General features: G+C 62.6%; 22 protein-coding genes. 8 read left to right on the forward strand and 14 right to left on the reverse strand.

Going from position 1 to position 25,047, the window contains the following annotated elements; all coding sequences use genetic code 11:
* Positions 1-57 precede the first annotated feature (57 nt).
* Entirely contained in the window at positions 58-825 is a 768-nt protein-coding gene (locus P3T43_RS20060; RefSeq protein WP_429282781.1) for a helix-turn-helix domain-containing protein, read from the forward strand.
* 85 nt (positions 826-910) lie between these two features.
* Positions 911-1,246 carry a hypothetical protein gene (locus tag P3T43_RS20065; RefSeq protein ID WP_429269169.1) on the forward strand — a complete coding sequence of 112 codons (336 nt, stop codon included), beginning with the start codon at positions 911-913 and terminating at the stop codon, positions 1,244-1,246.
* A gap of 76 nt (positions 1,247-1,322) precedes the next feature.
* Here the strand turns inward: P3T43_RS20065 and P3T43_RS20070 are convergent, their stop codons facing one another.
* The 4 genes from P3T43_RS20070 to P3T43_RS20085 all read right to left on the reverse strand — a co-directional run bounded on the left by P3T43_RS20070 (position 1,323) and on the right by P3T43_RS20085 (position 5,603).
* Entirely contained in the window at positions 1,323-1,583 is a 261-nt protein-coding gene (locus P3T43_RS20070; RefSeq protein ID WP_429282782.1) for a hypothetical protein, read from the reverse strand.
* Positions 1,584-1,710: 127 nt separating this feature from the next.
* Positions 1,711-2,040 (reverse strand): hypothetical protein, encoded by a 330-nt coding sequence (locus tag P3T43_RS20075; RefSeq protein ID WP_429282783.1) that lies wholly within the window; start codon positions 2,038-2,040, stop codon positions 1,711-1,713.
* Between the two features lie 352 nt (positions 2,041-2,392).
* On the reverse strand, positions 2,393-3,577 hold the full coding sequence (locus tag P3T43_RS20080; protein WP_429282784.1) for a porin: 1,185 nt from the start codon (positions 3,575-3,577) through the stop codon (positions 2,393-2,395).
* Positions 3,578-3,707: 130 nt separating this feature from the next.
* On the reverse strand, positions 3,708-5,603 hold the full coding sequence (locus P3T43_RS20085; RefSeq protein WP_429282785.1) for a bifunctional sugar phosphate isomerase/epimerase/4-hydroxyphenylpyruvate dioxygenase family protein: 1,896 nt from the start codon (positions 5,601-5,603) through the stop codon (positions 3,708-3,710).
* Positions 5,604-5,840: 237 nt separating this feature from the next.
* On the opposite strand from P3T43_RS20085, the gene aroQ reads away from it, so the two are divergent.
* The 3 genes from aroQ to P3T43_RS20100 are packed head-to-tail and all read left to right on the forward strand — an operon-like array spanning position 5,841 to position 8,575.
* On the forward strand, positions 5,841-6,296 hold the full coding sequence (aroQ, locus tag P3T43_RS20090; protein ID WP_429282786.1) for a type II 3-dehydroquinate dehydratase: 456 nt from the start codon (positions 5,841-5,843) through the stop codon (positions 6,294-6,296).
* Positions 6,293-7,162 (forward strand): shikimate dehydrogenase, encoded by an 870-nt coding sequence (locus P3T43_RS20095; protein ID WP_429282787.1) that lies wholly within the window; start codon positions 6,293-6,295, stop codon positions 7,160-7,162. The genes aroQ and P3T43_RS20095 overlap by 4 nt, the downstream gene beginning before the upstream one ends.
* 42 nt (positions 7,163-7,204) lie before the next feature.
* The gene (locus P3T43_RS20100; RefSeq protein WP_429282788.1) at positions 7,205-8,575 is read left to right on the forward strand and encodes an MFS transporter; all 1,371 of its coding nucleotides are present in this window, start codon (positions 7,205-7,207) and stop codon (positions 8,573-8,575) included.
* A 102-nt stretch (positions 8,576-8,677) separates the two neighbouring features.
* Here P3T43_RS20100 and P3T43_RS20105 read toward each other — a convergent pair whose 3' ends face one another.
* From P3T43_RS20105 to P3T43_RS20125, 5 genes are all read right to left on the reverse strand, one after another.
* A complete protein-coding gene (locus P3T43_RS20105; RefSeq protein WP_429282789.1) occupies positions 8,678-9,373 on the reverse strand; it encodes a TetR family transcriptional regulator in 696 nt (231 codons plus the stop codon).
* A 143-nt stretch (positions 9,374-9,516) separates the two neighbouring features.
* Complete coding sequence (locus P3T43_RS20110) at positions 9,517-10,794, reverse strand: NAD(P)/FAD-dependent oxidoreductase (RefSeq protein WP_429282851.1); 1,278 nt, start codon at positions 10,792-10,794, stop codon at positions 9,517-9,519.
* Between the two features lie 63 nt (positions 10,795-10,857).
* Entirely contained in the window at positions 10,858-11,658 is an 801-nt protein-coding gene (locus P3T43_RS20115) for an anti-sigma factor (RefSeq protein ID WP_429282790.1), read from the reverse strand.
* On the reverse strand, positions 11,658-12,230 hold the full coding sequence (locus P3T43_RS20120; protein WP_429282791.1) for a sigma-70 family RNA polymerase sigma factor: 573 nt from the start codon (positions 12,228-12,230) through the stop codon (positions 11,658-11,660). The genes P3T43_RS20115 and P3T43_RS20120 overlap by 1 nt, the downstream gene beginning before the upstream one ends.
* A gap of 386 nt (positions 12,231-12,616) precedes the next feature.
* Complete coding sequence (locus P3T43_RS20125; protein ID WP_429282792.1) at positions 12,617-13,549, reverse strand: dihydrodipicolinate synthase family protein; 933 nt, start codon at positions 13,547-13,549, stop codon at positions 12,617-12,619.
* A 189-nt stretch (positions 13,550-13,738) separates the two neighbouring features.
* On the opposite strand from P3T43_RS20125, the gene P3T43_RS20130 reads away from it, so the two are divergent.
* Positions 13,739-14,674, forward strand: a complete 936-nt coding sequence (locus tag P3T43_RS20130; protein ID WP_429282793.1) for a LysR family transcriptional regulator — start codon at positions 13,739-13,741, stop codon at positions 14,672-14,674.
* Positions 14,675-14,897: 223 nt separating this feature from the next.
* The gene (locus P3T43_RS20135) at positions 14,898-17,969 is read left to right on the forward strand and encodes a transglycosylase domain-containing protein (protein WP_429282794.1); all 3,072 of its coding nucleotides are present in this window, start codon (positions 14,898-14,900) and stop codon (positions 17,967-17,969) included.
* Positions 17,970-18,005: 36 nt separating this feature from the next.
* On the opposite strand, the gene P3T43_RS20140 is transcribed toward P3T43_RS20135, so the two are convergent.
* The 4 genes from P3T43_RS20140 to P3T43_RS20155 all read right to left on the reverse strand — a co-directional run bounded on the left by P3T43_RS20140 (position 18,006) and on the right by P3T43_RS20155 (position 22,188).
* Positions 18,006-19,259, reverse strand: coding sequence for an ROK family transcriptional regulator (locus P3T43_RS20140; protein ID WP_429282795.1), 1,254 nt, complete (start codon positions 19,257-19,259; stop codon positions 18,006-18,008).
* A 29-nt stretch (positions 19,260-19,288) separates the two neighbouring features.
* Positions 19,289-20,086 (reverse strand): ATP-binding cassette domain-containing protein, encoded by a 798-nt coding sequence (locus P3T43_RS20145; RefSeq protein WP_429282796.1) that lies wholly within the window; start codon positions 20,084-20,086, stop codon positions 19,289-19,291.
* Between the two features lie 17 nt (positions 20,087-20,103).
* Positions 20,104-21,093, reverse strand: coding sequence for an ABC transporter permease (locus P3T43_RS20150; protein WP_429282797.1), 990 nt, complete (start codon positions 21,091-21,093; stop codon positions 20,104-20,106).
* A 93-nt stretch (positions 21,094-21,186) separates the two neighbouring features.
* On the reverse strand, positions 21,187-22,188 hold the full coding sequence (locus P3T43_RS20155) for a sugar ABC transporter substrate-binding protein (RefSeq protein WP_429282798.1): 1,002 nt from the start codon (positions 22,186-22,188) through the stop codon (positions 21,187-21,189).
* Between the two features lie 465 nt (positions 22,189-22,653).
* Between P3T43_RS20155 and P3T43_RS20160 the strand changes: the two genes are divergently transcribed.
* A complete protein-coding gene (locus tag P3T43_RS20160; RefSeq protein WP_429282799.1) occupies positions 22,654-22,791 on the forward strand; it encodes a hypothetical protein in 138 nt (45 codons plus the stop codon).
* A 49-nt stretch (positions 22,792-22,840) separates the two neighbouring features.
* On the opposite strand, the gene P3T43_RS20165 is transcribed toward P3T43_RS20160, so the two are convergent.
* Positions 22,841-24,988: a pyridoxamine 5'-phosphate oxidase family protein gene (locus P3T43_RS20165; protein WP_429282800.1), complete on the reverse strand. Its 2,148-nt coding sequence runs from the start codon at positions 24,986-24,988 to the stop codon at positions 22,841-22,843.
* Positions 24,989-25,047 lie beyond the last annotated feature (59 nt).

Below are 25,047 nucleotides of genomic sequence, written 5' to 3' on the forward strand. Positions count from 1 at the left end.
CGCGGCCCTATAATCGAGCGCACAAGACCACCGCACCAGATGCACGGGACACGCAAGATGAATACGCTGGCTCACCCGCTCGACCCAGCCGACGCCACGCTGAACGGCATGCTCTCGCATTTCACGCTGCTGGAGCCGGTCTTCGACGCAATGCCCGACGTGGTGTTTTTCGTCAAGGACGCGCAAGCGCGCTACGCGCTGGTCAACCGCACGCTGGCTTCGCGCTGCGGCTACAAGGACAAGACGTCGCTACTCGGCAAAACCGCCGAGGATGTCTTCCCGCGCCGCTTCGGGCGCATCTACACCGCGCAGGACATCGCGATCATCAATGTCGGCAACCAGATGGTCGATCAACTGGAGCTGCATCTGTACCCCGGGCGGCAACCGGGCTGGTGTCTGACCTGCAAGCAGCCGTTGCGCGATCCGGCCGGGCGGGTGGTGGGCCTCGCCGGCATTTCGCGCGATCTGAAAGCGGACGAAGGCAGCCATCCCGCGTACAGCCGGCTCGCTGCCGTCGTGCAGTACATTCAGGACAATTACGTGCAGCCGCTCAACCTGAAACAGCTGGCGGCGATGGCGGACATGTCGGTGGCGCAGCTCGAGCGCTATTTCCACAAGGTGTTTCATCTCACGCCGCGCCAGGTGCTGCTGAAAACGCGGCTCGATGCGGCGACCGCGCTGCTGGTGTCGAACGACAAGGTCACGGATGTTGCCGCCTTGTGCGGCTATACCGATCACAGCGCTTTCACGCGGCAGTTCAAGGCGACGGTCGGCATTACGCCCACCGAATACCGCATGCTGCTGCACGGGACCTCGCATAGCTGATGCATGAAGCGATTGCGCGGCGGCTGCGTGACCGCGTGAAAGCTGCTATAGAGCCGTTTCAACATCGATTTGTCGCCCGTGTCGCATGCCCCGCCGCCGTCCGAGCCACCACTATTACGTCTATGTCGTCGCGTTGTCGGACACGGTCTGGAACGAGGCGCGTTTTCGCCGTTCAAATCCGGACTACCGGTTCGAACGGCCGTGCGTGTATGTGGGGATGACGGGCTTGGATCCGGATCTGCGCTTCGACCGCCACAAGGCGGATATTCAGGCAAATCGTTTCGTGCGCGACTACGGCCTGCGCCTGATGCCGGAGCTGTATGAGGTGTTCAATCCGATGCCCTACGACGGCGCGCGCGACATGGAAGTGGAACTGGCAATTGGATTGCGTGAAGCGGGCTACGCGGTGTGGCAGGCCTAAGGCGCAGGCCTAGACGCGGCTTGCGCAATCGAGCAGCAACGCAAAAATGGCCACGCGATGAAGCCGAAGCCCGGTCTTACCGGATACCCAGACCGCGCAGAACCGCATTGCCTTCCGGCGTCAGGCGGATGCTCGGCGCACCGGCTTCAGTGGCTACCGTTTCGACGAGGCCTGCTTCGTGCAGGGTCGGAATCTCGGGTTTGGCGAACGCGTCGATGGGTGCGTGCAGCAACAACAGTAACGTGGCGAGTTCGTGGTGGCTCAAAAGCCGGCGCAGAATAGTCGGCTTCTTGGCCGGCGCCGTTGCTGCGTCTGTCTCGCGAGACGATTTATCCATGTTGCGAACCTCCTGCTTTTTCATTGTCCGTGGATGATGAGGCCGAAGTCTTAAGCCATTATTAAGACGGCGTTTGCCACAGCAGGTTCGCTCTGTTTTGATCCGGTGCCGTTTACCGGAATTTACGTCACGGTGCGCAGATTTTGCTTGCGCCCTCAATCCACAAGTTGTCCGCGTGGCGTTTGCCCGCATAGAAACGGTACGTGGTGGCGCCATTGTCCGCGCGGATCTTGACGACGTTCGAGTCGCCGAAATCGAGCATCTGCCCTTCCGGCAATGGCGTCGTCTTGAAGGTGGCGTTATGTTTGGCGGCTTCCTGCGTCATGCAGGCCGTCACATCGCCGACGGAGCGCTGCGTGTTGCCGTCGATCACCGGCTCGCCCGCATCCGGGTTCTGGAAGCTCGCGCAGGCGCTGAGAATAAGGGGAACGGACAGGACTACGGCGAACTTCTTCATAAGTCTCCAAAGGGTTTCGATCTTCGCGCAGCGCGCGAATCCGGCAGTTGACGACTTGAGGCCCTGAAAGCACGTTGTAGGGAACGGCCCGTATCACGCGGTTCGCATGGGCGGCAGGTCGGGTTTCATTATATCGGCGCAAAACGCGTGCCTTGGTCAGAGGCAGGGGCAGTGTCACGACGGCACGTTAGGAAGAACGCGGGGAAACTGCGAGGGAAACGCGGGAAAAGTGCGGGAAAAACGCGGGAAAAACGCGGGAAAAAGGGGGGAGGAGATGCAGAAGCGCCGCTGCCGGCGTGCACAAGTGCGACGCCCGCAGCGGGCGGAGAAAACAGACGACAACTGCAAAGGCTCAGAAAAGGATGCCAATCCCCAGCATGCCGACGAACTGCGAATGCGTCGATGAAGGCGTTGAATTCTGGGAGTCGCCGACCGCCGGCGTGGCCTCGACGATCGCCCCTTTCGCGTTGAGCGTCTGACCGTTCGCGCGTTGGTAGGCTTGCACCGCATACAGCGTGGTGCGCTTGGAGAGGTGATAGGCCTGTTTCAGCGAGTATTGCAGGTAGTTCGCTGCGCTGTTGATGCCATTGGCTTGCGACGCCGCGGTGTACGAGAACCCACCGCCAATATCGAAGGCCGGCGTGAAGCGGTAAGTGGCGAGCGCGGCGTAGGTGTTGAAGATCGCGGTGTCGCGGAAGATGGAACGGCCACCGGCCACGTACTGGACGTTGCTGTACGTGAGGGCCATCATCAGATTGCCGACTATATAGTCGGCGGCCGCGGCGATGTGCTGGACCGACTTCGCCGAAACGTAACCGGTATTGAGCGACGAGTTGCCGAAACTGGCCGTCGAAGCCGGATCGAAACCGGTGGTCTGCTGCGCGTTGTCCATGCGCAGATAGCCGGCAGCGAGGTTGACCGAACTGGTCACGTAGCGCACACCCGCGCTGATGGTCTCGCCTTTGCCGGTGCTGCCGGCAATGCCGCCCAATGCATACATGCCGCTCGCTTGCAGACCGTTCCAGTTCGGCGTGGTGTAGATCAGCGAATTGTTGATGCGGATCGTGGTGTCGAGACCGTCGATATCGCCCGGATGCGCGCCGGTCGCGCCGGTCAGCCAGTTGCTCGAGGCGAGCGGCCCGACGAACTGGTAGTACGTGGTGTACTGGCGACCCACCGTGAACGTGCCGTAGGCGGGATTCTGCATCCCGATGTACGCCTGGCGGTTGAAGATCTGGGTGGACGAGGACAGCGCGCCGGTATTCGGATCGAAACCATTCTGCAAGTCGAACAGCACGGTGGTGCCGGCGCCAATGTCCTCGAGGCCGCGCAGACCCCATTTCGACGCGTACAGGTTGCCCTGGCGCAGATAAACGTTCGATGCTCCCTTCTGGTTGTTGGCGTAGACAATCGCGTCGTCTACTGCGCCGTATAGCGTCACGCTACTTTGTGCGAAGGCCGGAGTGGCCAGCAGGGCCGCCAGGGTTCCGCCGGCCGCGAATGTGAGTTTTCTAAATGTGCCGCGTCTGTGTGTCATCTACTGTCTCCTTCGTTATCCGTAAGATCGCCGGGTGAATCAATGTGTTTTTCCGCGAACCCTTAATGCGGTTCGTCGTGTGTCAAACGCTTAATCTGTGCTTTGCGGGAGCGGTCGAACGGGGTGCCGCTTAACCGAGTTCCTGCTTGCGGTGCTGCGCCTGGGCAGCTAGCCGGACCGCGGCGTTCCCAGCGCCGTAGCCGTCGTAGCCACCGCGCCGTTCCACGATTTCGAGGAAAAAGCGCTGATCCAGTTGTTCGGTGTAGGCGTGGAAGAACTCACCGCCCTTTTCATCGCGGTCGTACAGGATGTTGCGGTCCCGCAGCGCTTCGATCATCTCGTCCGGCAGGGCATAGCGAGCCGCGAGGTCGTCGTAATAGTTGCGCGGAATCCGCAGGACCGGCAGGCCGGCGGCGACGAATTGCGGAATCGCCGAGAAAATGTCGGCACTCCGAAACGCCACGTGGTTCAGTCCCGAGCCGCGGTAGGCGTGCAGCGCCTCCGCCACGGCCGTGTGCCGGTCCACTGACGCGTTCAGTGCAATGCGCACCGAGCCGTCGCGGCTGCGCAGCGCGCGGCTGCGCACCAGCCCGTACGGGTCCGGCACGAGCCAGCTCGGTTCCGCGTCGAAGCCGAAGGCCGTGCGGAAAAACAGCACCCACGTGTCGAGCGAATCCGCGGGCAAAGACAGGACCACGTGGTCGATGTCGGTCAGCAGCGCCGGTTCAGCCGGTGTTGTGCGCGGATCCAGCAGGAAATCGGCTTCGAACAGCGTGGGCTCGTCGGGCGTTTCGTCGACGAAATAATTGAGGCTGCCGTCCGGCGCACGCACAGCCGGCAGCACGCGTTCGTTCGGTCCCACCTGACCGGAGAACGGCGTATAGCCGAAACCCGCGGCGCGCTGGAAGGCCAGTTTGGCGTCGTCGACGCGCAGTGCCGACGCGCACAGCGACAAGCCGTGCTGCTGGAAGAACGCACTCGCGAACGAATCGGCTTCGGCGTTCAGCACCAGCGAAGCGCTGCCATGCTGATACAGCGTGACGTCTTTCGAACGATGCCGGCCCGCGCGGTGGAATCCCAGTCTGCCGAGCCAGTCTGCAAGCTTCGTGCGCGCCGCGTCGTCGACGGCGAATTCGAGGAACTGAAAACCAATGTGCGCAGGCGCCGGCGACGGCTGGTAGAGCTGCGCGGCCGGCTGGCCCTGCTCGATCAGTTTGGTGCGGCTCTGCTCTTCGAGATACAGCAACGAACGATGTCCGTCCGCCGCCGTCGCCGCGGTCGGCGCGGAGCGAAAGCCGTCGTTGAAAATCTCCAGCGAAAGCGGGCCCTGGTAGCCGGTTTCCACCACACGCGCGGTGAAACTGGCGAGGTCGAAGTCGCCCTGGCCCGGAAAGCAGCGGTAGTGGCGGCTCCATTCGAGCACGTCCATGGCCAGTTTCGGCGCGTCGGCAATCTGCACGAAGGTGATCCGCTCACCGGGAATCGCCGCGATTTCATCCACCGGGTCGTTGATCGACAACGTGTGGAAGCTGTCGAGCACGATGCCGAGGTTCGGGTGGTTGACGGCATTCACCAGCCGCCACGCATGCCGGTACGAATTCACATGACGCCCCCAGGCGAGCGCCTCGTAACCTGCCAGCACGCCGGCTTGCCCAGCAGCCTGCGCGAGCGTCCCCAATTGATCGACGATCAGCGCGTCGTCGCGCAGCGTATCCGGTGAGACGTTGCTGCAGACGAGGATGCGGTCGGTGCCCAATTCATGCATCAGATCGAATTTGCGCTTCACGCGATCGAGATTGCGCGCGAGGCGCTCGGCGCTCACGCCCTCGAAATCGCGAAACGGCTGGAACAGCATGATCTTCAGACCGAGGTCCGCCGCGATACGGCGCACGTTGGCGGGCGAACCGTCGAAATACAGCAGGTCGTTTTCGAAGATCTCGACACCGTCGAAGCCTGCCGCCTGGATTGCGGTCAGCTTTTCTACCAGTGTTCCACTAATCGAAACGGTGGCAATTGAACGTTGCATGAACGGCTCCTGCGGCAAGAAATGGACCAGCTTGTTACATCTGAATATCGAACCAAAGGCCAGTATCTGCCACATTAGCTCAAGTTTGGTTGATTCTATACAAACTAACTAGATCGTACAAATTCGTATAAACCCCAGAAGACCGCACCATTAAACTGGCGCACACTAGTCCCACAGTCGGGAAAAGTAGCCATGCCGGTTACCTTACCTGCGCCCGAATTTTATGGAGTGGCCGCAATGAGTTTCGCCTCGGTGCTGGTCCTGAACGGACCCAATCTCAACCTGCTCGGCACGCGCGAGCCGGCTATCTACGGCTCGGAAACGCTCGATGACGTCGCGCAGATGTGCCGCAATGCAGCAGAACGGCTCGACCTGGTGCTCGATTTCTGCCAGTCCAACGCCGAGCATCAATTGATCGACTGGCTGCACGCGGCCCGTACGAAGGTGGACGGCGTGGTCATCAATCCCGCTGCTTTCACGCATACGTCGGTGGCAATCGCCGACGCATTGAGCGCGATCGACAAGCCGGTGATTGAAGTTCACATTTCGAATGTGCATCGCCGTGAAGCATTCCGGCACCATTCGTATGTGTCGGCCATTGCTGAAGCGGTCATCATCGGCTGCGGCACGCAGGGCTACGTGCTGGCGCTGGAGCGGATGGCGACGCTTCTGAAAGCGAGGACTGCAAAATGAGCACGCCCGCGAAGAAGCCATCGTATCTGGTGGGCTTGATCGGCTCGGGCATTGGCGGCTCGCTCACGCCGTCGATGCATGAGGAAGAGGGTAGCCAGCTCGGCCTGCCGTACGTGTATCGCCGCATCGATTTGGATGCGCTCAAGGTCGACGTCGCCGCGTTGCCGGACCTTCTCCTTGCAGCCGAGCGCATGGGCTACAACGGCCTGAACGTCACGTATCCGTGCAAGCAGCAGATCATTCCGTTGCTCGATGAACTGTCCGACGACGCACGCGCACTAGGCGCGGTCAACACGGTGCTCCTGAAAGACGGCAAACGCATCGGCCACAACACCGATTGGTCGGGATTCGCCCGCGCCTTTCAGCGCGGCTTGCCGGACGTGGCACTCGAACGCGTCGTCCAGCTTGGCGCCGGCGGCGCGGGCGCGGCGGTTGCGCACGCGGCGCTGATGATGGGCACACAAACGCTGACGCTATTCGACGTCGACGCGGGCCGCGCGCGCATTCTCGCCGACGAACTGCAGCAGCGCTTTCCCGCTTCCACCGTGCAGGCCGGCGAGTCGCTGGCCGATGCGGTGGCGCCAGCCAACGGCCTGATTCACGCCACGCCCACCGGCATGGCCAAGCTGCCCGGCATGCCCTTGCCTGCGGAGTTGCTGCACAGCCACCTGTGGGTGGCCGACATCGTCTACTTCCCGATCCGCACCGCTTTGCTGCAGGCAGCCGAGGCGGCGGGGTGCCGCACGCTCAGCGGCGGCGGCATGGCGGTGTTTCAGGCGGTCGACGCGTTCCGCATTTTTACCGGACTGGAGCCGGATGCCGAGCGGATGTTCGCGCACTTCCAGTCGCTGTTGCCGCGCGAATAGAAGCGTCGCGCAGCACATCCAATACACATGGAGGAGACAGACATGCCGCATCCGATTCATCCCACCCCATCCGATCTGCCGGAGCAGAATGCGCTCCCGGCTGGCGCCGCCGCAACCGGCGTGCGCCGTTCCAAGGCGCGTTACCGGATCCTCGCGCTGCTCGCAATCGGCACGATGATCAACTATCTCGACCGCACGGTGCTAGGCATCGCGGCGCCGCAATTGACCAGGGAACTCGGCATCAACGCCGCGCTGATGGGGCTGATGTTCTCGGTGTTTTCCTGGAGCTATGTGGCCTCTCAGATTCCGGGCGGCCTGTTTCTCGACCGCTTCGGCAGCAAGGTCACATATTTTCTGGCGATGACGTTCTGGTCGCTGTTCACGCTCGCGCAAGGGTTGGTGCATGGCATCGCGCCGTTGTTTGCGTTGCGGCTCGGGCTGGGTGTGGCGGAATCGCCGTGCTTTCCGACCAATAGCCGCGTCGTGGCCACCTGGTTCCCGCAAAACGAACGGGCCATGGCGACAGGCACCTACACCGTCGGCGAATACATCGGTCTGGCGTTCTTCAGCCCGTTCCTGTTTGCGCTGATGGGCGCGTTCGGCTGGCGTTCGCTGTTCTACGTCGTGGGCGCGGTGGGTCTGGTGTTCGGTCTCGTCTGGTGGTTCTGCTATCGCGAGCCGCGCGATCATCCGGCCGCCAATGCCGCGGAACTCGAATATATCGAGGCGGGCGGTGGCCTGACGCACCGCAAGACGGCACCTGGCGAAGCGAAGGAGAAGTCGGGCGGCTTCGAGTGGCGCACCATTGGCCGCTTGCTCAAGCATCGCCAGTTGAGCGGCATCTGTCTCGGCCAGTTCGCGGGCAATTCGACGCTGGTGTTCTTCCTCACGTGGTTCCCGACCTATCTGGCCACCGAGCGTCACATGGGCTGGCTCAAGATTGGCTTCTTCGCGATCATGCCGTTTATCGCTGCGTCGATCGGCGTGATGTTCGGCGGCACGTTTTCGGACTGGCTGCTGCGGAAAGGGGTTTCACCCAACGTGGCGCGCAAGCTGCCGATCATCGCCGGCCTGCTGCTCGCCTCGACGATCATTCTTGCCAACTATGTCGAGAGCAATGTGACGGTGATCGTGATTCTGTCGGGGGCGTTTTTTGCGCAGGGCATGGCGGCACTCGGCTGGACGCTCGTGTCGGATATCGCACCGGACGGCTTGCTCGGTGTGACCGGCGGCATCTTCAACTTCGCCGCGAATCTCGCCGGCATCATCACGCCGCTCGCAGTGGGTCTGATCGTGGCGTGGACCGGTTCGTTTGTCGGCGCGCTGGTGTTCATCGGCGTGATCGCGTTGATTGGCGCGCTGTCGTACATCTTCATCGTCGGCGATATCAAGCGGATCGTGCTGACCGATTGAGCCTGCGCGTGCGATGAAACGACACTAGAAGAAGCGAAGCAAACCTAAACAAAAACGCCTGCGAACCTGATGGCTCGCAGGCGTTTTTTAATGGGCGGGATATCAGGCTTCGTTACGCAGGAAACGCATGACCGCATCGACGATCATCGCGCGGTGCCGCGCGCGCAGCCGTGGATGCGACGGATCGCGGCCAAAAGCCGTGCCGAACGTATGGCGATTGCCGATGCGGTGAAAGCACATCGAACTGATGAGCAGGTGCAGATCGATGGCATCCACGTCGCTGCGGAACTGCCCGCTCGCGATGCCGCGCGCCAGCAGATCTTCGATGGTGTGGATCGCACTCGCGTTGCTATTCTTGAAGGTCTTCAACTGCTCGACGAACTTCGCACCGTGAATGTTTTCGATGGTGATGAGCCGCACGAAATCGCGATGTCGGTCGTGATAGTCGAAGGTGAATTCCACCAGCTTGCGCATGCCTTCAGCGGGGTCGAGTTCGCTGACGTGCAGGTCCTGTTCGAGTACGCGAATGTCCGTGTACACCTTTTCCAGCACCGCCTGGTACAACCCTTCCTTGCTCTCGAAGTAGTAGTACAGCATGCGCTTGGTGGTATTGGTGCGCTCGGCGATCGCGTCCACGCGCGCGCCGGCCAGCCCCATGGCGGAGAATTCCTGGGTAGCGACTTCGAGGATGTTGCGCTTCGTCTCTTCCGGATCGTACTTGCGGCGGGAGTCGCCGCGCCGAGGTTCAGACGGGATGCCGCTTTGATCCGGCGCGGCGGCCTTGCTTCCCTTTTTCATTGTGTATTTCAGCGGCGATGACGGCGCATTCTAGCATGTCGAAATTGACCGTCTGCGTGGCGTGGGCCGCTTGTCTGGCGGCCTCGCCGGACGTATCGCGTGCGGCCAGGCCGCTCGGTCGGGCGTATGCGTGACGTGCCGGTTCAGGACGGTGCGCGGCGGCGCGCGGCGAGCGCATCGCGGGCCTGCATCGTGGTGTAGGTCAACTGGGCCGCAGCGAGTCCGAGCGTGCCGAAGGTATGCGTCAGACCAAATGCGCCGAAGGCTTCCGGCACCGGACGCTCGCCGGCGAGCGCCGCTGCCAGCAGTTCGCCGGACACCGTGGTGGGTGCCATGCCATGGCCGCCAAAGCCGACCGCATACCAGACGCCGTCGGCGCTCTGACCGATTTGCGGCATCTTGTGCCGCGCGTAGCTCATCAGGCCGCCCCACGCGTGCTCGATCTGCACGTCGTGCAGCTGCGGATAGACCTTCAGCAGATCGCGCCGCAGCAGCCGCGCAATGGCTTGCGGTTCGCGGTTCAGCACCGAGATGCGTCCGCCCCACAGGATGCGGGTATCGGGCAGCGGGCGATAGTAGTCGAAGGCGAAGCGGGTGTCGTAGATCGCGGCCTCGGTGCCGATCGCTTCTTTCAGACGCGCGCCTAGCGGTTCGGTGGCCATCACGTACGTGGCGATCGGCAGCACCGCGCGCTCGACGCGGGGATAGACGTTGCGCGCGTAGCCGCCGCCCGCCATCACGACCCGGCGCGCCTCGACGGCACCTTCGGCGGTTTCGACCAGAAAACCGCTGCCTTGCCGCTGCAGCCGTACGACCGGCGAGTGCTCGTAGATCTGCGCGCCCGCCGCGGCGACGGCCGCGCCGACGCCGAGCACATACTTCAGCGGATGAAAGTGGAACGCGTTGCGCTCGAGCAGCCCGCCGTGATAGCGGCTCGTTTTGAGTTGCGTGGCGAGCGTATCCGCCGCAACCGGCTCCCAGTCGACGCCGAACGACTCTTTCATCAGACGGCGCTGCGTGTCGAGCCGGGCGGGTTCATCGAACCAGTTGGCGAGGATGACGCCCGCGTGGGTCGCGTCGCATTCGATGCCATAGCGCGTAATGCGCTGTCGCATCAGGGCGACGGCGTCGGTCGTCAGCGTGTAGAGCTCGCGGGCGCGCGCCGCGCCGAGAATCTTGAGCAGGTCGGCGCAGTCGAGGCTGTAGCCGCCGAACACGAAGCCGCCATTGCGCCCGGATGCACCGAAGCCCACCTGCTGCGCCTCGAGGACGACCACATCGCGCACACCGCGCTCGACGAGGCCGAGCGCGGTCGACAGCCCCGCAAGGCCGCCGCCGATAATGCACACGTCAGCGGCACGCTTGCCGGACAAGCGGGCCCGTTCGGGCCGAAGCACGGTGGCTTCGTAAAAGCTTTGCATCATAAGAGTGAGGGGGCCGGCACCTGCTGTTTCTCTGGCAGGCGCCGGCGTCATATGTTGAGTTCAGGATACCGGCAACAGTTTGCCGCTGAATACCACTGGGCCACTCGGGCCATTCGGATTCGGCGAGCCGTTCGGCGGTTCGATCGAAATCGCCAGCGCCGCGTAGCTTTCCGGCCGTTGCGCTGCGGCGCTGACCTTGCCGTTGCCGCTGTTGGGCAACACGCCGAGCGAGACCGGATGGCCGCTGGCGGGGATGCCCCACAACTGCATCGCCCGGTCGGGTGGCAGCTGGACGTCGCCGAGCCGGTGCAGCGTCATGGTCGAATGGGTTTCGTCCCACGCCACCAGCATGATCGGCTGGGCGTTCTTGTCGTTGAGCACCGCCACATGCGATACCTCGGCCGCGGGTTCCTGCGCGACGGTCTGCGCGGGCTCCGGCGTGGTCGCTCCGAACGGCAAGAGCGAGCGTACGGCGACGAACACGGCGATCGCCGCGACAACCGTCACGCCGATGGCCCAGCCGCGCCAGAAAGCGAGGTTGTCCAGCCGGCCGCGCGCCGGGCGAGCCGGGCTGGGCGCCTGAGGTGGCGGCACGGGCTCGCGGGTCGGTGCCGTGACCCGTCCCAGGACGATGCCGAGGCGCTGCTCGATGGCTTCCCAGACCGCCGCCGACGGCATGCGCGGCGGCACGAGTTCGGCCAAAGGCGCGAGCCGCTGTTGCCACTCATCCAGCGAGTCGCGAATGACGACGTCATGTTCCGCATACATTTGCAGCCGTCGCCGTGCGCCGCCACGCAAGGTGCCGAGCGCGTATTCGGCTGCGAGCAGGTCCACCAGTTGAGGATACCGATGCAAGTTCATCAGAGACCCCCACCGAGGCAGCTTTTCAGTTTGGCGAGGCCGCGCCGGATCCACGACTTGACCGTGCCAAGCGGCACGGTGAGCGTGTCGGCAATCTCGCTATGGCTCTGGTCGCGCAGATACGCCAGCGCGACCGCCTGACGCTGCGCCGGTTCGAGCTGCTGCATACACCCGTCCAGCAACCGTGCCTGCAGGCTGACGGCTGAGAGTGTTTCCGGATCGGGGTCTCCCGTGGCCACAAGATCGTCCAACGCCTCACTCCATTCTGTTTCCTGCGTGTTCACCCGTCGCAGGTGGTCGAGCGCACGATTGCGTACGATCGCCGACATCCACGTCATGGGCGCCGACAAACCGCGCCGGTAGTCGCCCGCGAAACGCCAGATGTTGACGAAACTGTCTTGCAGGACCTCTTCGGCCCACTCGTGCTTGGTCAATATACGGAGCGCAAGGCCAAACAGTTTCGGCGCAGCCGCATCATATAGCTCCCGCAGTGCGGCAGCGTCCTCTTTGGCAACGCGTTCGAGGAGCGCGGTGAGCGTTTCCGGCGTGAGTTCTCGAGAGTGGGCGGTCATGGACAAGTGAGTGAGGGGATGCGGTCCTATGTTACTCAATTTCCGTCCGCGGTTATATCGGGGTTTTTTGCGCGCGCCTGCATCCGCTTTGGTGGAGTCTGCGTATAAGGCGGAATAGGCAAGTCTGCGTCAGGCGACGGGGTGTTTTCCGACGACCGGGCGCAGGGTAGGGAGGACGGGGGTAGCGGTGGTGACCAGCGCTGTGGTCCGGCTCGAGCAGGTGCCGGACATGGCTTCGCGCCAGGCGGGACAGCAAACGTCCGGCGCAATGGCAGTCAGGCAGTATTGGGAAGACTCATTCGGCAGTGAGGTCAAGCCAGTCATTCAAACATGAAGACTGGCTTGACCGGAATGAGCACTGGCGGCGTCGACCTGACGCGCCGGACTTACTTGCCCCAGCTCAGGACGACCGGGTCGAGGCGTCGGGCAATCGTCAGGAGGCCTTCACGGGTCGCGGGATGCATCGGCAGCAGCGGATGACGGACCGCATCGGACTTGATGACACCGCCCGCTTTCATTAATGCCTTGGGCGTGGCAAGACCGCCCTGGCGATTCTCGTAGTTGATGAGCGGCAGCCAGCGCTGATAGTGGGACGCTGCCAGTTCCGTGTCGCCGGCCGCGTAAGCGTCGACGATCAGACGGATGCCGTCGGGATAGCCGCCGCCCGTCATTGCACCGGTTGCGCCTGCATCCAGATCGGCCATCAGCGTGATGGCTTCTTCGCCGTCCCACGGACCGACGATGGACTCGCCGCCCAGTTCGATCAACTCGCGCAGCTTGGCCGCGGCCTGCGGCACTTCGATCTTGAAGTACGACACATTGCTGAGTTCGCGCGCCATCCGCGCGAGAAACGGTGCCGACAGGGCCGTGCCCGCCACCGGCGCGTCCTGGATCATGATCGGAATATCGATCGCGTCGGAAACCTTCTTGTAGAACTCATAGATGCCACGCTCGCCGACCCGGATCGTCGCGCCGTGATACGGCGGCATCACCATCACCATCGCCGCGCCCGCATCCTGCGCCGCGCGGCTGCGCGCGGCACATACGTGGGAGCTGAAATGCGTGGTCGTGACGATCACGGGCACCCGGCCCGCAACGTGCTCGAGCACCACACGCATCAAGGTGCTGCGTTCGTCGTCGGAGAGGGCGAACTGCTCGGAAAAATTCGCGAGAATGCACAAGCCGTTCGAACCCGCGTCGATCATGAAGTCGATGCAGCGCTTCTGGCCTTCGAGATCGAGACGTCCTTCGTCGTCGAAAATGGTCGGCGCAACGGGAAACACGCCGCGATAAGTAGTCTGGCTGATGGCTTGATTCATGATGGTTCGGTTTGCTTAGGATTGAATGACGAACGGTTGACGCTATGGCTCAAGGCAAACTGCAGCAATAACCGCGTGGTGCACGCGCCCGGCAGGGTGTCCTGATTGTCTCCGGCTTCGACTATACGACGCCCCGCTCCAGCCTGTATAGTGAATTGTTTCCATCCGGTGATCGCTTTTACGACTCACATGAAAAATACCTTGAACGTGCTGCTATCGCGCCTGCGCATGAAGCAGTTGCAATTGCTGATTGCGCTCGACGATCACAAGTCCCTGCACAAGGCGGCGGGCACGATGGCTATGACGCAATCGGCGGCGAGCAAGGCGCTGCAGGAACTGGAATCCATGCTGGAAGCACCGCTTTTCGAGCGCTCGAAAAACGGCATGATCGCGAACCAGTTCGGGCATTGCGTGATCCGCTATGCGCGGCTGATGGCGACGGACCTCACCTCGCTGTGCCAGGACATTGCGGAAATCCGCTCGGGGCGGGGCGGGCGTCTGGCAATCGGCGCGATCATGGGCGCGATTCCCGACGCCGTGGTGCCGGTGCTCAACACGCTGCATGCGAGCCAGCCGAATCTCGCGATCGAGATTGTCGAAGACACGAGCGCTCGGATGCTGCTGCAACTGGACGAGGGCCGCCTCGACCTGGTGATCGGACGGGCCGCGGTCAGCGCCGATCCTTCCCGCTATCAATACCAGTCGTTGGGCGACGAGCCGCTCTCCGTGGTGGTGGGTGCGAGCCATCCGCCCATGTCGCGCAAGAATGTGAGCCTGCGCGATCTGGCCGCACACCGCTGGGTGACCTATCCCAGTCATATGCCGCTGCACGCGCTGCTGGAGCGCGAAATGGATCTGGCCGGACTGAACATGCCCGTGAGTCCGATTTCGACCGCGTCGACCTTTGTGACAGTCGCGTTGCTTCAGCAGGCCGCGGATCTGGTATCGGTCTTGCCGACCGGCATTGCGGAACTGTTCGTGAAGCACAAAATGCTGCGAATCCTGCCGGTCAAACTCAAGTCGCAGTCACAAACGTTCGGCATTGTGTCGCGCAAAGGCGGTGTGCTGTCGCCACCTGCCGAGGCATTCGTGCGGCTGTTACGCGAGCGGAAAATGGCGGCGTGAGAGGCGGGGGGGCGCACTGGCGTGTGTAGGGATGCTGATGATCCTGGCGCCGAAACGCCCAATATCTCATTTCGCTCGCCGCTGCGCCACGACTTGCTGAAACGGTGTTGCTGGCGCGAGACTGTGCGGGATTTCAGTAGCCGGTAGGTTTTCGCGATCCGGGCTACACTGGGCCAGATGCAGGCCTGATTGTCGGATGCGTGCCTGCCAGGGAGATCCTTCCATGAATCGGCCACTCGTTCGATTTCCGCCTCGTACTGCCGGCGGTGCTTCCGCATGGAGGTGGTTCAAATGGTCGCTAGTCGCAGCCTTGCTGGTGGCGCTGGCAATTCTGGCAAAGCTTTGCCAGATCGAGATTGAAACCTCCCGCCTGCAGGCGCGCTATTTGTCCGAACTGACACGTGATGTCGATTTCACGCTGGCAGAGGGTGCGAGCCCCAATATCCGCTTCCCCACCAACGGCCCCTACGACGAACGGCTCGGCTATTCGTTGCTGCCTTCGTTTCAGCAACGTCTGAGCGCGCGCGGTTTCGCGGTGGCCTCGCAAGCGCGCGATTCCGAGCGCATGCTCGCGCTCAGCGACGAAGGTTTGTTTCTGCCGTATCGGGAGAAAGATCAGGCCGGCCTGAAACTGTTCGACGGCACCGGCGCGCCACTTTTCGACGCCACGTATCCGCGGCGGATTTACGGCAGCTTCGAGGCGATTCCGCCGGTCGTCGTGAACTCGCTGCTGTTTATCGAGGACCGCGAATTACTCGATCCCAATCAGCCCAACCGCAATCCGGCACTCGATTGGGGCCGGTTTGGCCACGCGCTGCTCGATCAGGGCGTGCGGATATTCAACCACCATCAGTTGCAACCTGGCGGTAGTACGCTCGCGACCCAGATCGAAAAATTCCGTCACTCGCCGGATGGCCGTACCGCGTCGCCGCCGGAAAAGCTGCGGCAAATCGCGTCCGCTTCGGTGCGCGCTTATCTGGATGGACCGCAGACCATGCCGGCGCGGCGCGAAATCGTCGTTCAGTACCTGAATTCGGTGCCGCTCTCGGCGCAACCTGGCGGCGGCGAGATCAACGGCATGGGCGACGGACTGGCGGCGTGGTACGGACGCGACTTCGGCGAGATCAACACGCTTCTGAACGCGCCATCCTCGGCCGACAATCTGACCGAACAGGCGCTGGCGTTCCGGCAGGTGCTCTCGCTGATGATTGCGCAGCGCGCACCGTCGTACTTTCTGCATCACGGATACGCCGAACTGCAACGCATGACGGACAGCTATTTGCGGCTCCTCGCAACGGGCGGCGTAATTTCCACCTCGCTGCGCGACGCGGCGCTGAATGCGAAAATCGCGCTGAATCCCACGCCGGTTAGGCAGGCAAATGATTCGTTCATCAGCCGCAAGGCGGTGACCTCGATGCGCGCGCATCTGTTGGACGCACTCGGTATGAGAAGCTTTTATGAACTCGACCGGCTCGACCTGCAGGCTACCGGCACGTTGAATAGCGCCGTTCAGCAGGCGGTGAGCGAACGGCTCGCGGCCGCGGGTACCAAGGACGGCGCCCAGGCAGCGGGACTTTTCGGCTTTGAAATGCTGCGTCCCGGTGACGATCCTTCAAAGATCACTTACAGCCTGACGCTGTATGAACGGCACGATGGTGCGAATCTCGTGCGCGTGCAGACGGACAGCGTCAACGAACCGTTCGATATCAATTCGGGCTCGCGCCTGAATCTCGGCTCTACCGCGAAACTGCGTACGGTCATCACGTATCTGCAGATCGTCACTGATCTACACGATCGTTATGCATCGCTAAGCGTCGCGGACCTGAAGCGCGTCCAGCCCGATCCGCAGGACGTGCTGACGCGTTGGGCGCTCGATTACCTGATCAAAACGCCGGATCATTCGCTGCAAGCCATGCTCGATGCCGCGGTGGAGCGAAAATACTCGGCTAGCGCAGGCGAAACGTTTTACACCGGCGGTGGTGCGCAGACCTTCACCAATTTTGAGTCGAGCGATAACAGTCAGATCCTGACGGTGCACCGCGCCTTCCAGCATTCGGTGAATCTGGTGTTTGTGCGCCTGATGCGCGATATCGTGCGTTACGAAATGATTCAGACCTCCGGGCCGTCGACGCAATGGCTCGACGATCCCGCTGCGCGCCAGCTTTATCTAAGCCGCTTCGCCGATCAGGAAAGCCGCGTGTATATGAAGCGCTTCTACACGAAATATCACGGCAAGACGCCTGATGAAGCGTTGGCCGTGATGTTGCGCACCGTGCATAAGTCGCCGCCGAAGATCGCCACGGTGTTGCGCAGCGTCGCGCCCAATGGCGCGCAGGGTTGGTTCGATACGCAGATGCGCGAGCAGCTCAAGAACACGCCGGCGCAGTGGCTCACCGACGACGATCTTGCGAAGCTCTATACGAAATACAGCATGGACCGTTTCAATCTGAACGACCGCGGCTATATTTCGTGCGTGCATCCGCTGGAGTTGTGGCTGGTCAACTATCTGCGCGAGCACCCGGACTCCACCCTCGACCAGGTTCAGGACGCGAGCCACGATGTGCGGGTGTCGACGTATTCGTGGCTATTCAAAACGCGCTATCACGCCACTCAGGATCGCCGTATCAAACGCATGATTGAACTGCACGCCTACGCGGCAATCGACAAGTCGTGGCAGGCGCTCGGCTATCCGTTCGCCAATCTGACGCCTTCGTACGCGGCGGCAATTGGCGCATCCGGTGACCGGCCGGCAGCGCTCGCGCAACTGATGGGGGTGATCGCCAACGGCGGCGACAAGGTGCCGACTGAAAGCATCGCGCAACTCGATTTCGCTAAAGATACGCCTTACGAAACGCACTTTGTGCGTGCGACGGTCGCACCGCAGACGCAGTTGTCGCCGCAAATCGTCAATGTCGTGCATGGGATGTTGAGCGATGTCGTGCAGGGCGGCACGGCCAAACGGCTCGCGGACGGCATGACTTTCCCCGACGGCAAGACGCTGCCGGTGTATGGCAAAACCGGCACGGGCGATCAACGCTTCGAAGTGTGGGCGAAAGGCGGACGGCTGATCGAGTCGCGCAAGGTCAATCGCAGTGCGACCTTCGTGTTCATGATGGGCGACCGGTTTTATGGAACGCTGACGGCTTATGTTCACGAGCCTTATGCGGCACGGTATGACTTTACGAGTGCGATGTCGGTGCAGTTGTTGAAGTCGCTGGCGCCTGCGTTGCAGCCGTTGCTTGATCAACCGAAGGCGCCGGCTGCGCCGGGTGCGGCTGGGGTGAAGCGGAGTTGAGTGGGGCTCTGGCCTGACCGCACGGCAAACTTCGCCTCAATACCCCGCCTCCGTAGCCGGCTTGAGAAACAGCTCATGCACAGGCGCAAAGTGCGCATAGAGCGGCAGAATCGCCCCGCCCATGGCGCGGGCGTCCGCGCCGATGGTGCCTTCCAGCAATTGCGGACGCACCATGCCTTCCCATTCGAAACCATCCAGCACACGCTCAGTACGGCGAATGATCTCACGCACCAGTTGGCGATCGAGTTCACCGTCTATCACCACCGCTTCGAGATCGAGCAGGGCGGTCGCGTTGATGAGCGCGCCGGCAATCGCCGGGCATGCGGTATCGAGCCACTGTTCGGTCACACGCCACCACTCCGGCGTCAACGCGCGATGATCGTGGGCGGCGGCGGCCGGCGCACCCGCATCGCTGAGCAGTTGTTCGAGCACAAAGCCAGACGCCGCATGAAGTAGCTGACGCGCCAATTTGTGCTTGGCCGGAAGCCCAGCTTGCTGCCCCACGACACCACCGGCCAGCGGAATCGAGCCGACGGCCCCTGCGTTATTGTGTGGGCCGCCATGCAGCCGCCCATCGATCACCATGCCGCCGCCAATGAACGTTCCCACAAACAGATAGAGAAAGTTATGGATGCCGCGGCCCTGGCCCATCACGAGTTCTGCGGCGCAGGCGGCAGTTGTGTCTTTGGCGAACTCGACGGGCAGTCCCGTCATGGCCGCGATACGGGCGCGTATATCGATGTCGTGCCACGCTTCGAGTGCGTCCGGCGGTGCACCCAGAAAATCTCGCCAGCCGCCCAGCCATAACGGGGCGGCGACGCCCACGCCGACCACCTGTTTTGCGCGCTCACCGAGCGTTTCGTTGATGCGCGCGAGCTTGCTTTCGAGCGCGGGAAACAGCACTCGCGGGTCGGGATACGCATACTCGAGTACATCGCGGCTGCACACGTGTCCCACGAAATCCATGGCGAGCACATCGAGGCTGCGGCGCCCGACCTTGATGCCGATCGTATACGCCCCTTCGGGCCGCAATGCAATCGGCACCGAGGGCTGACCGATACGCCCGCGCACGCGCGGCTGCCGTGCCAGCAAACCATCGTCGATCAGGCGGTCGACGATCATCGAAACGGTCTGCATCGACAGACGCGTTAACCGGCTGACTTCGGCCTTGGCAAGCGGACCGTGCAAGCGGATCGCCTGCAGCACGATCCGCTCGTTGAATTGCCGCATGCCGACCTGATTCGAGCCGACCGTGCGTTTGAGCGGCGAGCGGGTGCCGGTGGTATCCATCGTGAGCGCCCGTCAGCAGGGAACGTGCATCATGCGATGGCCTTGACGTCCGCTTCCTTGGCGCCGGTCATGATGGCAACGGCCTCGGACATGTGGATGTCCTTGGTATTGACGAGGGCCGCGCGCCGTCCCAGCCGCTGGATGTGAATGCGGTCGGCAATCTCGAACACGTGCGGCATGTTGTGGCTGATCAGGATCACCGGCAGGCCGCGGTCGCGCACGCGCCGGATCAATTCGAGCACCATGTTGCCTTCCTTCACACCGAGTGCGGCAGTTGGCTCGTCGAGAATCACGACGTGGCGCGCGAATGCCGCGCTACGCGCCACGGCGACACCCTGGCGCTGTCCGCCGGAGAGCGTTTCCACCGCCTGACGCATCGAACGGATGCCGATCTGCAGACCCTTCATATGCGCAGTGGCCTCTTCCAGCATGCGGCGCTTGTCGATCATCTTGAAGATCGAACCGCGCCAGCCGGGTTTGACCAGTTCGCGCGCCAGAAACAGGTTTTCGGCGATGCTCATGGCGGGCGCCACCGCGAGGTCCTGATAAACGGTTTCGATGCCTTGTTCACGCGCATCGAGCGGGCTACGGAATTTGACCGGCTTGCCATCCAGCAGCATGTCGCCTTCGTCGGGCACCGTGGCGCCGGAGAGCGCCTTGATCAATGACGACTTGCCGGCGCCGTTGTCGCCGATGACGGCCATGATTTCGCCGGGCATCACTTCGAAATCGCAGCCGTCGAGGGCCGTGACCTGTCCGTAGCGTTTGATGAGTCCGCGGGCCTGCAGCACAGGCGTCGCAGTAGCAGTAGCTTGAGGTGTAGACATGACAGACTCCTGATGGCTCATCGAGCGCCGCGGTGGGACAGCTTGTCGGCAGCGACAGCGAGAATGACCAGCATGCCGGTGATCAATACCTGGTACACCGAAGACACGCCGATCAACGTCAAACCGTTGCGGAACACGCCCACGATCAGCGCGCCGAGCAAGGTCCCCACAATCGATCCTCGGCCGCCAAACAGACTGGTGCCGCCGAGCACCACCGCGGTAATGCTGTCGAGGTTTTCGGTTTGCCCGGCTTGGGGATCGCCCACACCCGTGCGCGAGACCGACAACAGGGCGGCGATACCGTAGATGGCTCCGGCCAGCGTGTAGACGGTGAGCAGGATGCGCGTCGACGACAGGCCCATCAAACGCGCGGCTTCGGCGTTATTGCCGAGCGCGTACAGGTGCCGGCCGGGCACGGTGTCGCGCAACACGAACCACGTACCCAGATACATCAGCAGCGTCAACACGGTGCCGTAGGTCACCTGAGCGGGGCCGATGCTGAAGGTGTTGCCGAGGAACATCATCGCATCGGGCAGATTCGACACGCTCTCCGCATTCGAGTAGATCTGCGTGAGGGCGAAGGCGATATTCAGCGTGCCGAGCGTGACGATGAACGCGGGCAGTTTGATGCGCGTAATCAGGACTCCGTTCAATGCGCCGAACAGGGCGCTGGCCGCAATGCCGCAAAAGATCGCAAGGATCGGCGGCACGCCGAGATTGACCGCAAACTTGGTCATGACGATCGAGCCGAACGCCATCACCATGCCGCAGGACAGATCGATGCCGCTCGTCAGGACGATGAGCGTCTGGCCGATCGCAATCACGGCGACCACCATGGTCTGCTGAAGAATCAGCGAGAGGTTCTGGAACGACAGGAAGCGGTTACTCTGCGAGATAAAGAACGCACAGGCAAGCACGAGCGCAATGAGTGGACCGATTTCGGCGAGCGAAGGCAGACGCTCGGAAAAGGGGCGGTGGCCGCCGGCCGGTGCAGAGGGTGTCGACATGATGAGTATCCTCGATGCTGGCGCGTGACTCAGGGGCCACGCGGTAAATCCGTGGGAGACCCATGGACGGGTCCCCCACTTACCTGGTAATGCTTATTGACCCCAGCAGTTGGCGAGACCAAAGGTGGTGTCTTTACTGTCGACGCCGTTCATCGCCTTGTCGGTGATGAGCGTGACGCCGGTGTCGTGGTAGCCCGATGCTTTCTTGCCGGTCTTCGCATACTCGGCGCCTGCATCCACACCGAGTGCCGCCATCTTCAGCGGATACTGCTGCGACGTCGCGGCAATGGCGCCGGCCTTGACGTTACGGACACCTTCACAACCGCCGTCGATCGATACGATCATCACGTCCTTGTCCTTGCCTGCCGCCTTGAGCGCGCGATACGCCCCCGCCGCAGCCGGTTCGTTGATCGTGTAGACCACGTTGATGCCTGGCGATTTCTGCAGGCAGTTCTCCATCGCCGTTTGTCCCTTCGACTGGTCGCCGCGCGTGTCCTGGCTACAGACGATGGCCGGGTCGCCTTCCTTGACGCCGAAACCCTGCAGGAACCCGTTATGGCGCAGCACGCCTACGGAGACGCCAGGCGCCAGGTCGAGCGTGGCGATCTTGGCCGGCTTGCCGCCCATCGCCGCCTTCGCGTACTGGCCAATCAGGACGCCGGCCTTGAAGTTGTCGGTGGCGAAGAGGGCGTCCGTGGCATCTTGCGGGTCGGTCGGCGTATCGAGTGCGATCACCATCACGCCGGCGGCGCGGGCTTTCTTGATGCTCGGCACGATGGCCTTGGTATCGCTCGGCGTGATCAGAATCGCCTTGGCGCCCGCCGTCATCATGTTTTCGATCGCGGTGACCTGGCTCGCGTTGTCGCCGTCGAACTTGCCGGCGGCCGTCAGCAGCTTGGCGCCGTCCTTCTGCGCGGCGGCGTCTGCGCCCTGGCGCATCTTTACGAAGAACGGGTTCGTATCGGTCTTGGTGATCAGGCCGACGACGGCCTGGTCGGCCGCCTGCGCGGCGCTGGCGCACCACACGGCGGATGCTGCGACGCATAGGGTAACCATGCGACGGACGACGGGATGCCTGCGGGATTTCAGATTCATGGGATGCTCCTCCGGATAATTGACGACGTTGTGGACTGCGGTCGATTCAATAATGCAAGGGCGCTGCGGGCGCCTCTCGTAGCTTCACTGGCTGCGCTGGGTAACACAGGGTGGGCTGGTTTTCGACTAAATCACTTTGGTTTATTTAGTACAGCAGGGCGGATCGTCAGAGTCAAGGAGAGGAATTGGTGCGGCGCGATCACTCAGATAGGGCTGAAATGCCCGGAGAGGACTGCCGGATGGGGCATTGACGGGATTGATGCAACGCAAAAGACATGCGAGCGGATTGGGGTAAGTCTGGAGGCTTAAATCAGATTTTTCTGTGATTGTTGTGTTATCTGGATGTAAGAAATGCTGCTCCGAGTCCTGTCTCGAATAGATTTTGTTTTGTTGCGCCGCCGCAAAACTCATCTATAATAGGGTTATTACCTAGGTAGTTAACCTAAACCCGAGCAGGAACTTGCCATGAGCCACGTCACCACGACTTCTACTTCCGCCGCCAGCAGCTGGCTTGCCCGCGTTGCAGCCGTCGCCCGCCGTGCATTGCAGCTGCATCTGCAAACGTGCGCGATCGTCGCTGAAGCGCATCGCCGCCCGCAGTAAGCGCCGAGGGTTGGTCCACTCCCTGCTTTCTCTGCAATCTGCCTGATCGCTACAGGTCCAGAACGACTGTGGACGCTTCGCCGTTGCCGGTCCGCGCCGGTATCGCCGAGCAGATCAACGCATGACCCGGCTCGGCCTCGAAGTCGCACGGGATCGGGTAACTGACCTCGCCGGACAGTACGCGGGTCGAACAGGTGCCGCATGCCCCTGATCGGCAAAGCGACGGCGGCGTCAAGCCCTGCGCTTCGGCGAAGTCGAGCAGGGTTCCGTCTTCCTTCGACCACATCGCGTCGCGTTTCGTCTGCATGAAGACGACTTTCGACAACCGCTCGGGATCTCGCGCCGCCGCGACCGGCGCAACTTCGGCGACCTGACTATCCTCCGCTAGCTGCACAACCGCAGCGTTTGCGCCACGCGTGACGCTCGCCGGTCCAAACGCCTCGAAACGAATCCGCTCGTCCGCGATGTTGAGCGCGCGCAGGCCGTTATAGAGATCCTGCATGAACGCGCCAGGACCGCACAGATAAAAGTTATAGTCGCCGAACGGCAATACGCGCTTCAGAAAGTCGACGTCGACTCTTCCCACGGAGTGCGAAGCAATCGTTCCATCGGGCTCGGTGGCCTGGCTGTCACGCAAATACACCGACAGGTTCGGATGCGCCTGCCCGGCGGCCTTGAGCACATCGGCGAACGGGTGTTCGTTCGAGGACCGCGCGCCGTGAATGAAATAGATGTGCTCGGGTTGCGCCTGTTCGTTGATATCGGCAAGCAGGCTGTTCAACATCGCGATCATCGGCGTGATGCCAATGCCGGCGGACAGCAGAACAACCGGGCGCCGATTGCCGCGCTCGAGCTTGAACGCGCCACCCGGCAGCCTGGTTTCGATTTCCATGCCGGGCTTGATCTGCTCATGCAGCCACGCAGATGCCGGGCCTTCGCGCTTGACGGTGATGCGATAGTGCCGTCCGTGATGCGCGTCGGAGAGTGTGTAGGTGCGAATCAGCGGCGCGGCGAGCCCAGGCACGTGCAAGCGGATAGGCAGGAACTGGCCGGGTTCGAAGTGGGGCAGCGCGGCGCCATCAACGGTTTGCAGATAGAACGAGCGGGCCGAAGACGTTTCTTCGCGGACGTCGACCACCTTCATCTTGCGCCAGCCGCCTGCCGTCAAAGTCGGCACCGTCGTCGAGTCGGGGACGGCGGCCAGATCTCCCGCTCCTTGCGCCTGCCAACTTCCCATCCGCGCAAGTTGCGGCGCGTACTGCACGGCCGACCAGCGAAACGGCAACACGTGCGCGCTGCGCCGGACTTCGCGCACATGAAAGCGCATGAGCCGCTCAGCACCTTCAAACGATGCAAGCTCGGCGCCATCCCAGATGATCTCGGCATCCACGGCGAGATACAGCAGATCGCCGCTTTCGAAGTCGATCACCAGCAGACCTGCGCGTGGATCCTGTGTCAGGTTGCCTGTCGTGTTGAAGAACAGGTTGCCGGCGAATTCAGGCGTGGTCAGGGTGCGCGCGTCGTCGACGCGAATGAAGCCGGGCTTGCCGCCGCGGTGCGATACATCGGCGCCGCGCGCGAGACCGGCGTCGCGGGAAGTGTTGGCGCTGGCAATGAAGAAGGTGTCGGCACGCGCAAGCAGTGCGCGGTCGGCGTCGCTGAGTTCGGCGTACGTTTCCTGCACGGCGCTTCCTTCAGACGCGGATGCCACGAAAGTGGGCGCGCGGCTCTGGATGTACTTCGCGCAATTGCCGTAGCTCTGGCTGACGTTTATCGTCAGGACTCCGTCATTCATTGCGCTAACCACGCCATTGACGCGGTTGCGCCGCCGCGTGGCTGGCTGGATGCCGAGTCCGCCGACCAGCGCGCCGACTTGCCACGCCGCGGCGAGCGGATCGCCCGGCAGACCGCGTCCGGCGATGCGCAAGGTCCGCTCATCCGGCGTCGACACAAATCCCGGTTCGCCGACGCGCACTGTGGCCCACGGCTGTCCAGTCGCATCCACTCCGCTCAGCACCATGAACGGTTGTTCCGCGTAGAACTTCCGATGCTGGTCCGGCATGTAGTCGCGAATCCCGCGCCGTGCGTCGACGCTCATTCGCTCCCGCACACCCACACGCTCCTGCACGGCAAGCTCGCCGGCGTGAAAGGGGGATTCGGCGGCGCGCCAGCCGGGCGCAGGAGCAGGGGTCGACATGATGGACTCGCTAAACGAAACGGTGATGAAGCCGCAACGGTGCTGAAGCGGACTGTGCT

This window comes from Paraburkholderia sp. GAS41 (assembly GCF_050436545.1).
GTDB lineage: Bacteria > Pseudomonadota > Gammaproteobacteria > Burkholderiales > Burkholderiaceae > Paraburkholderia.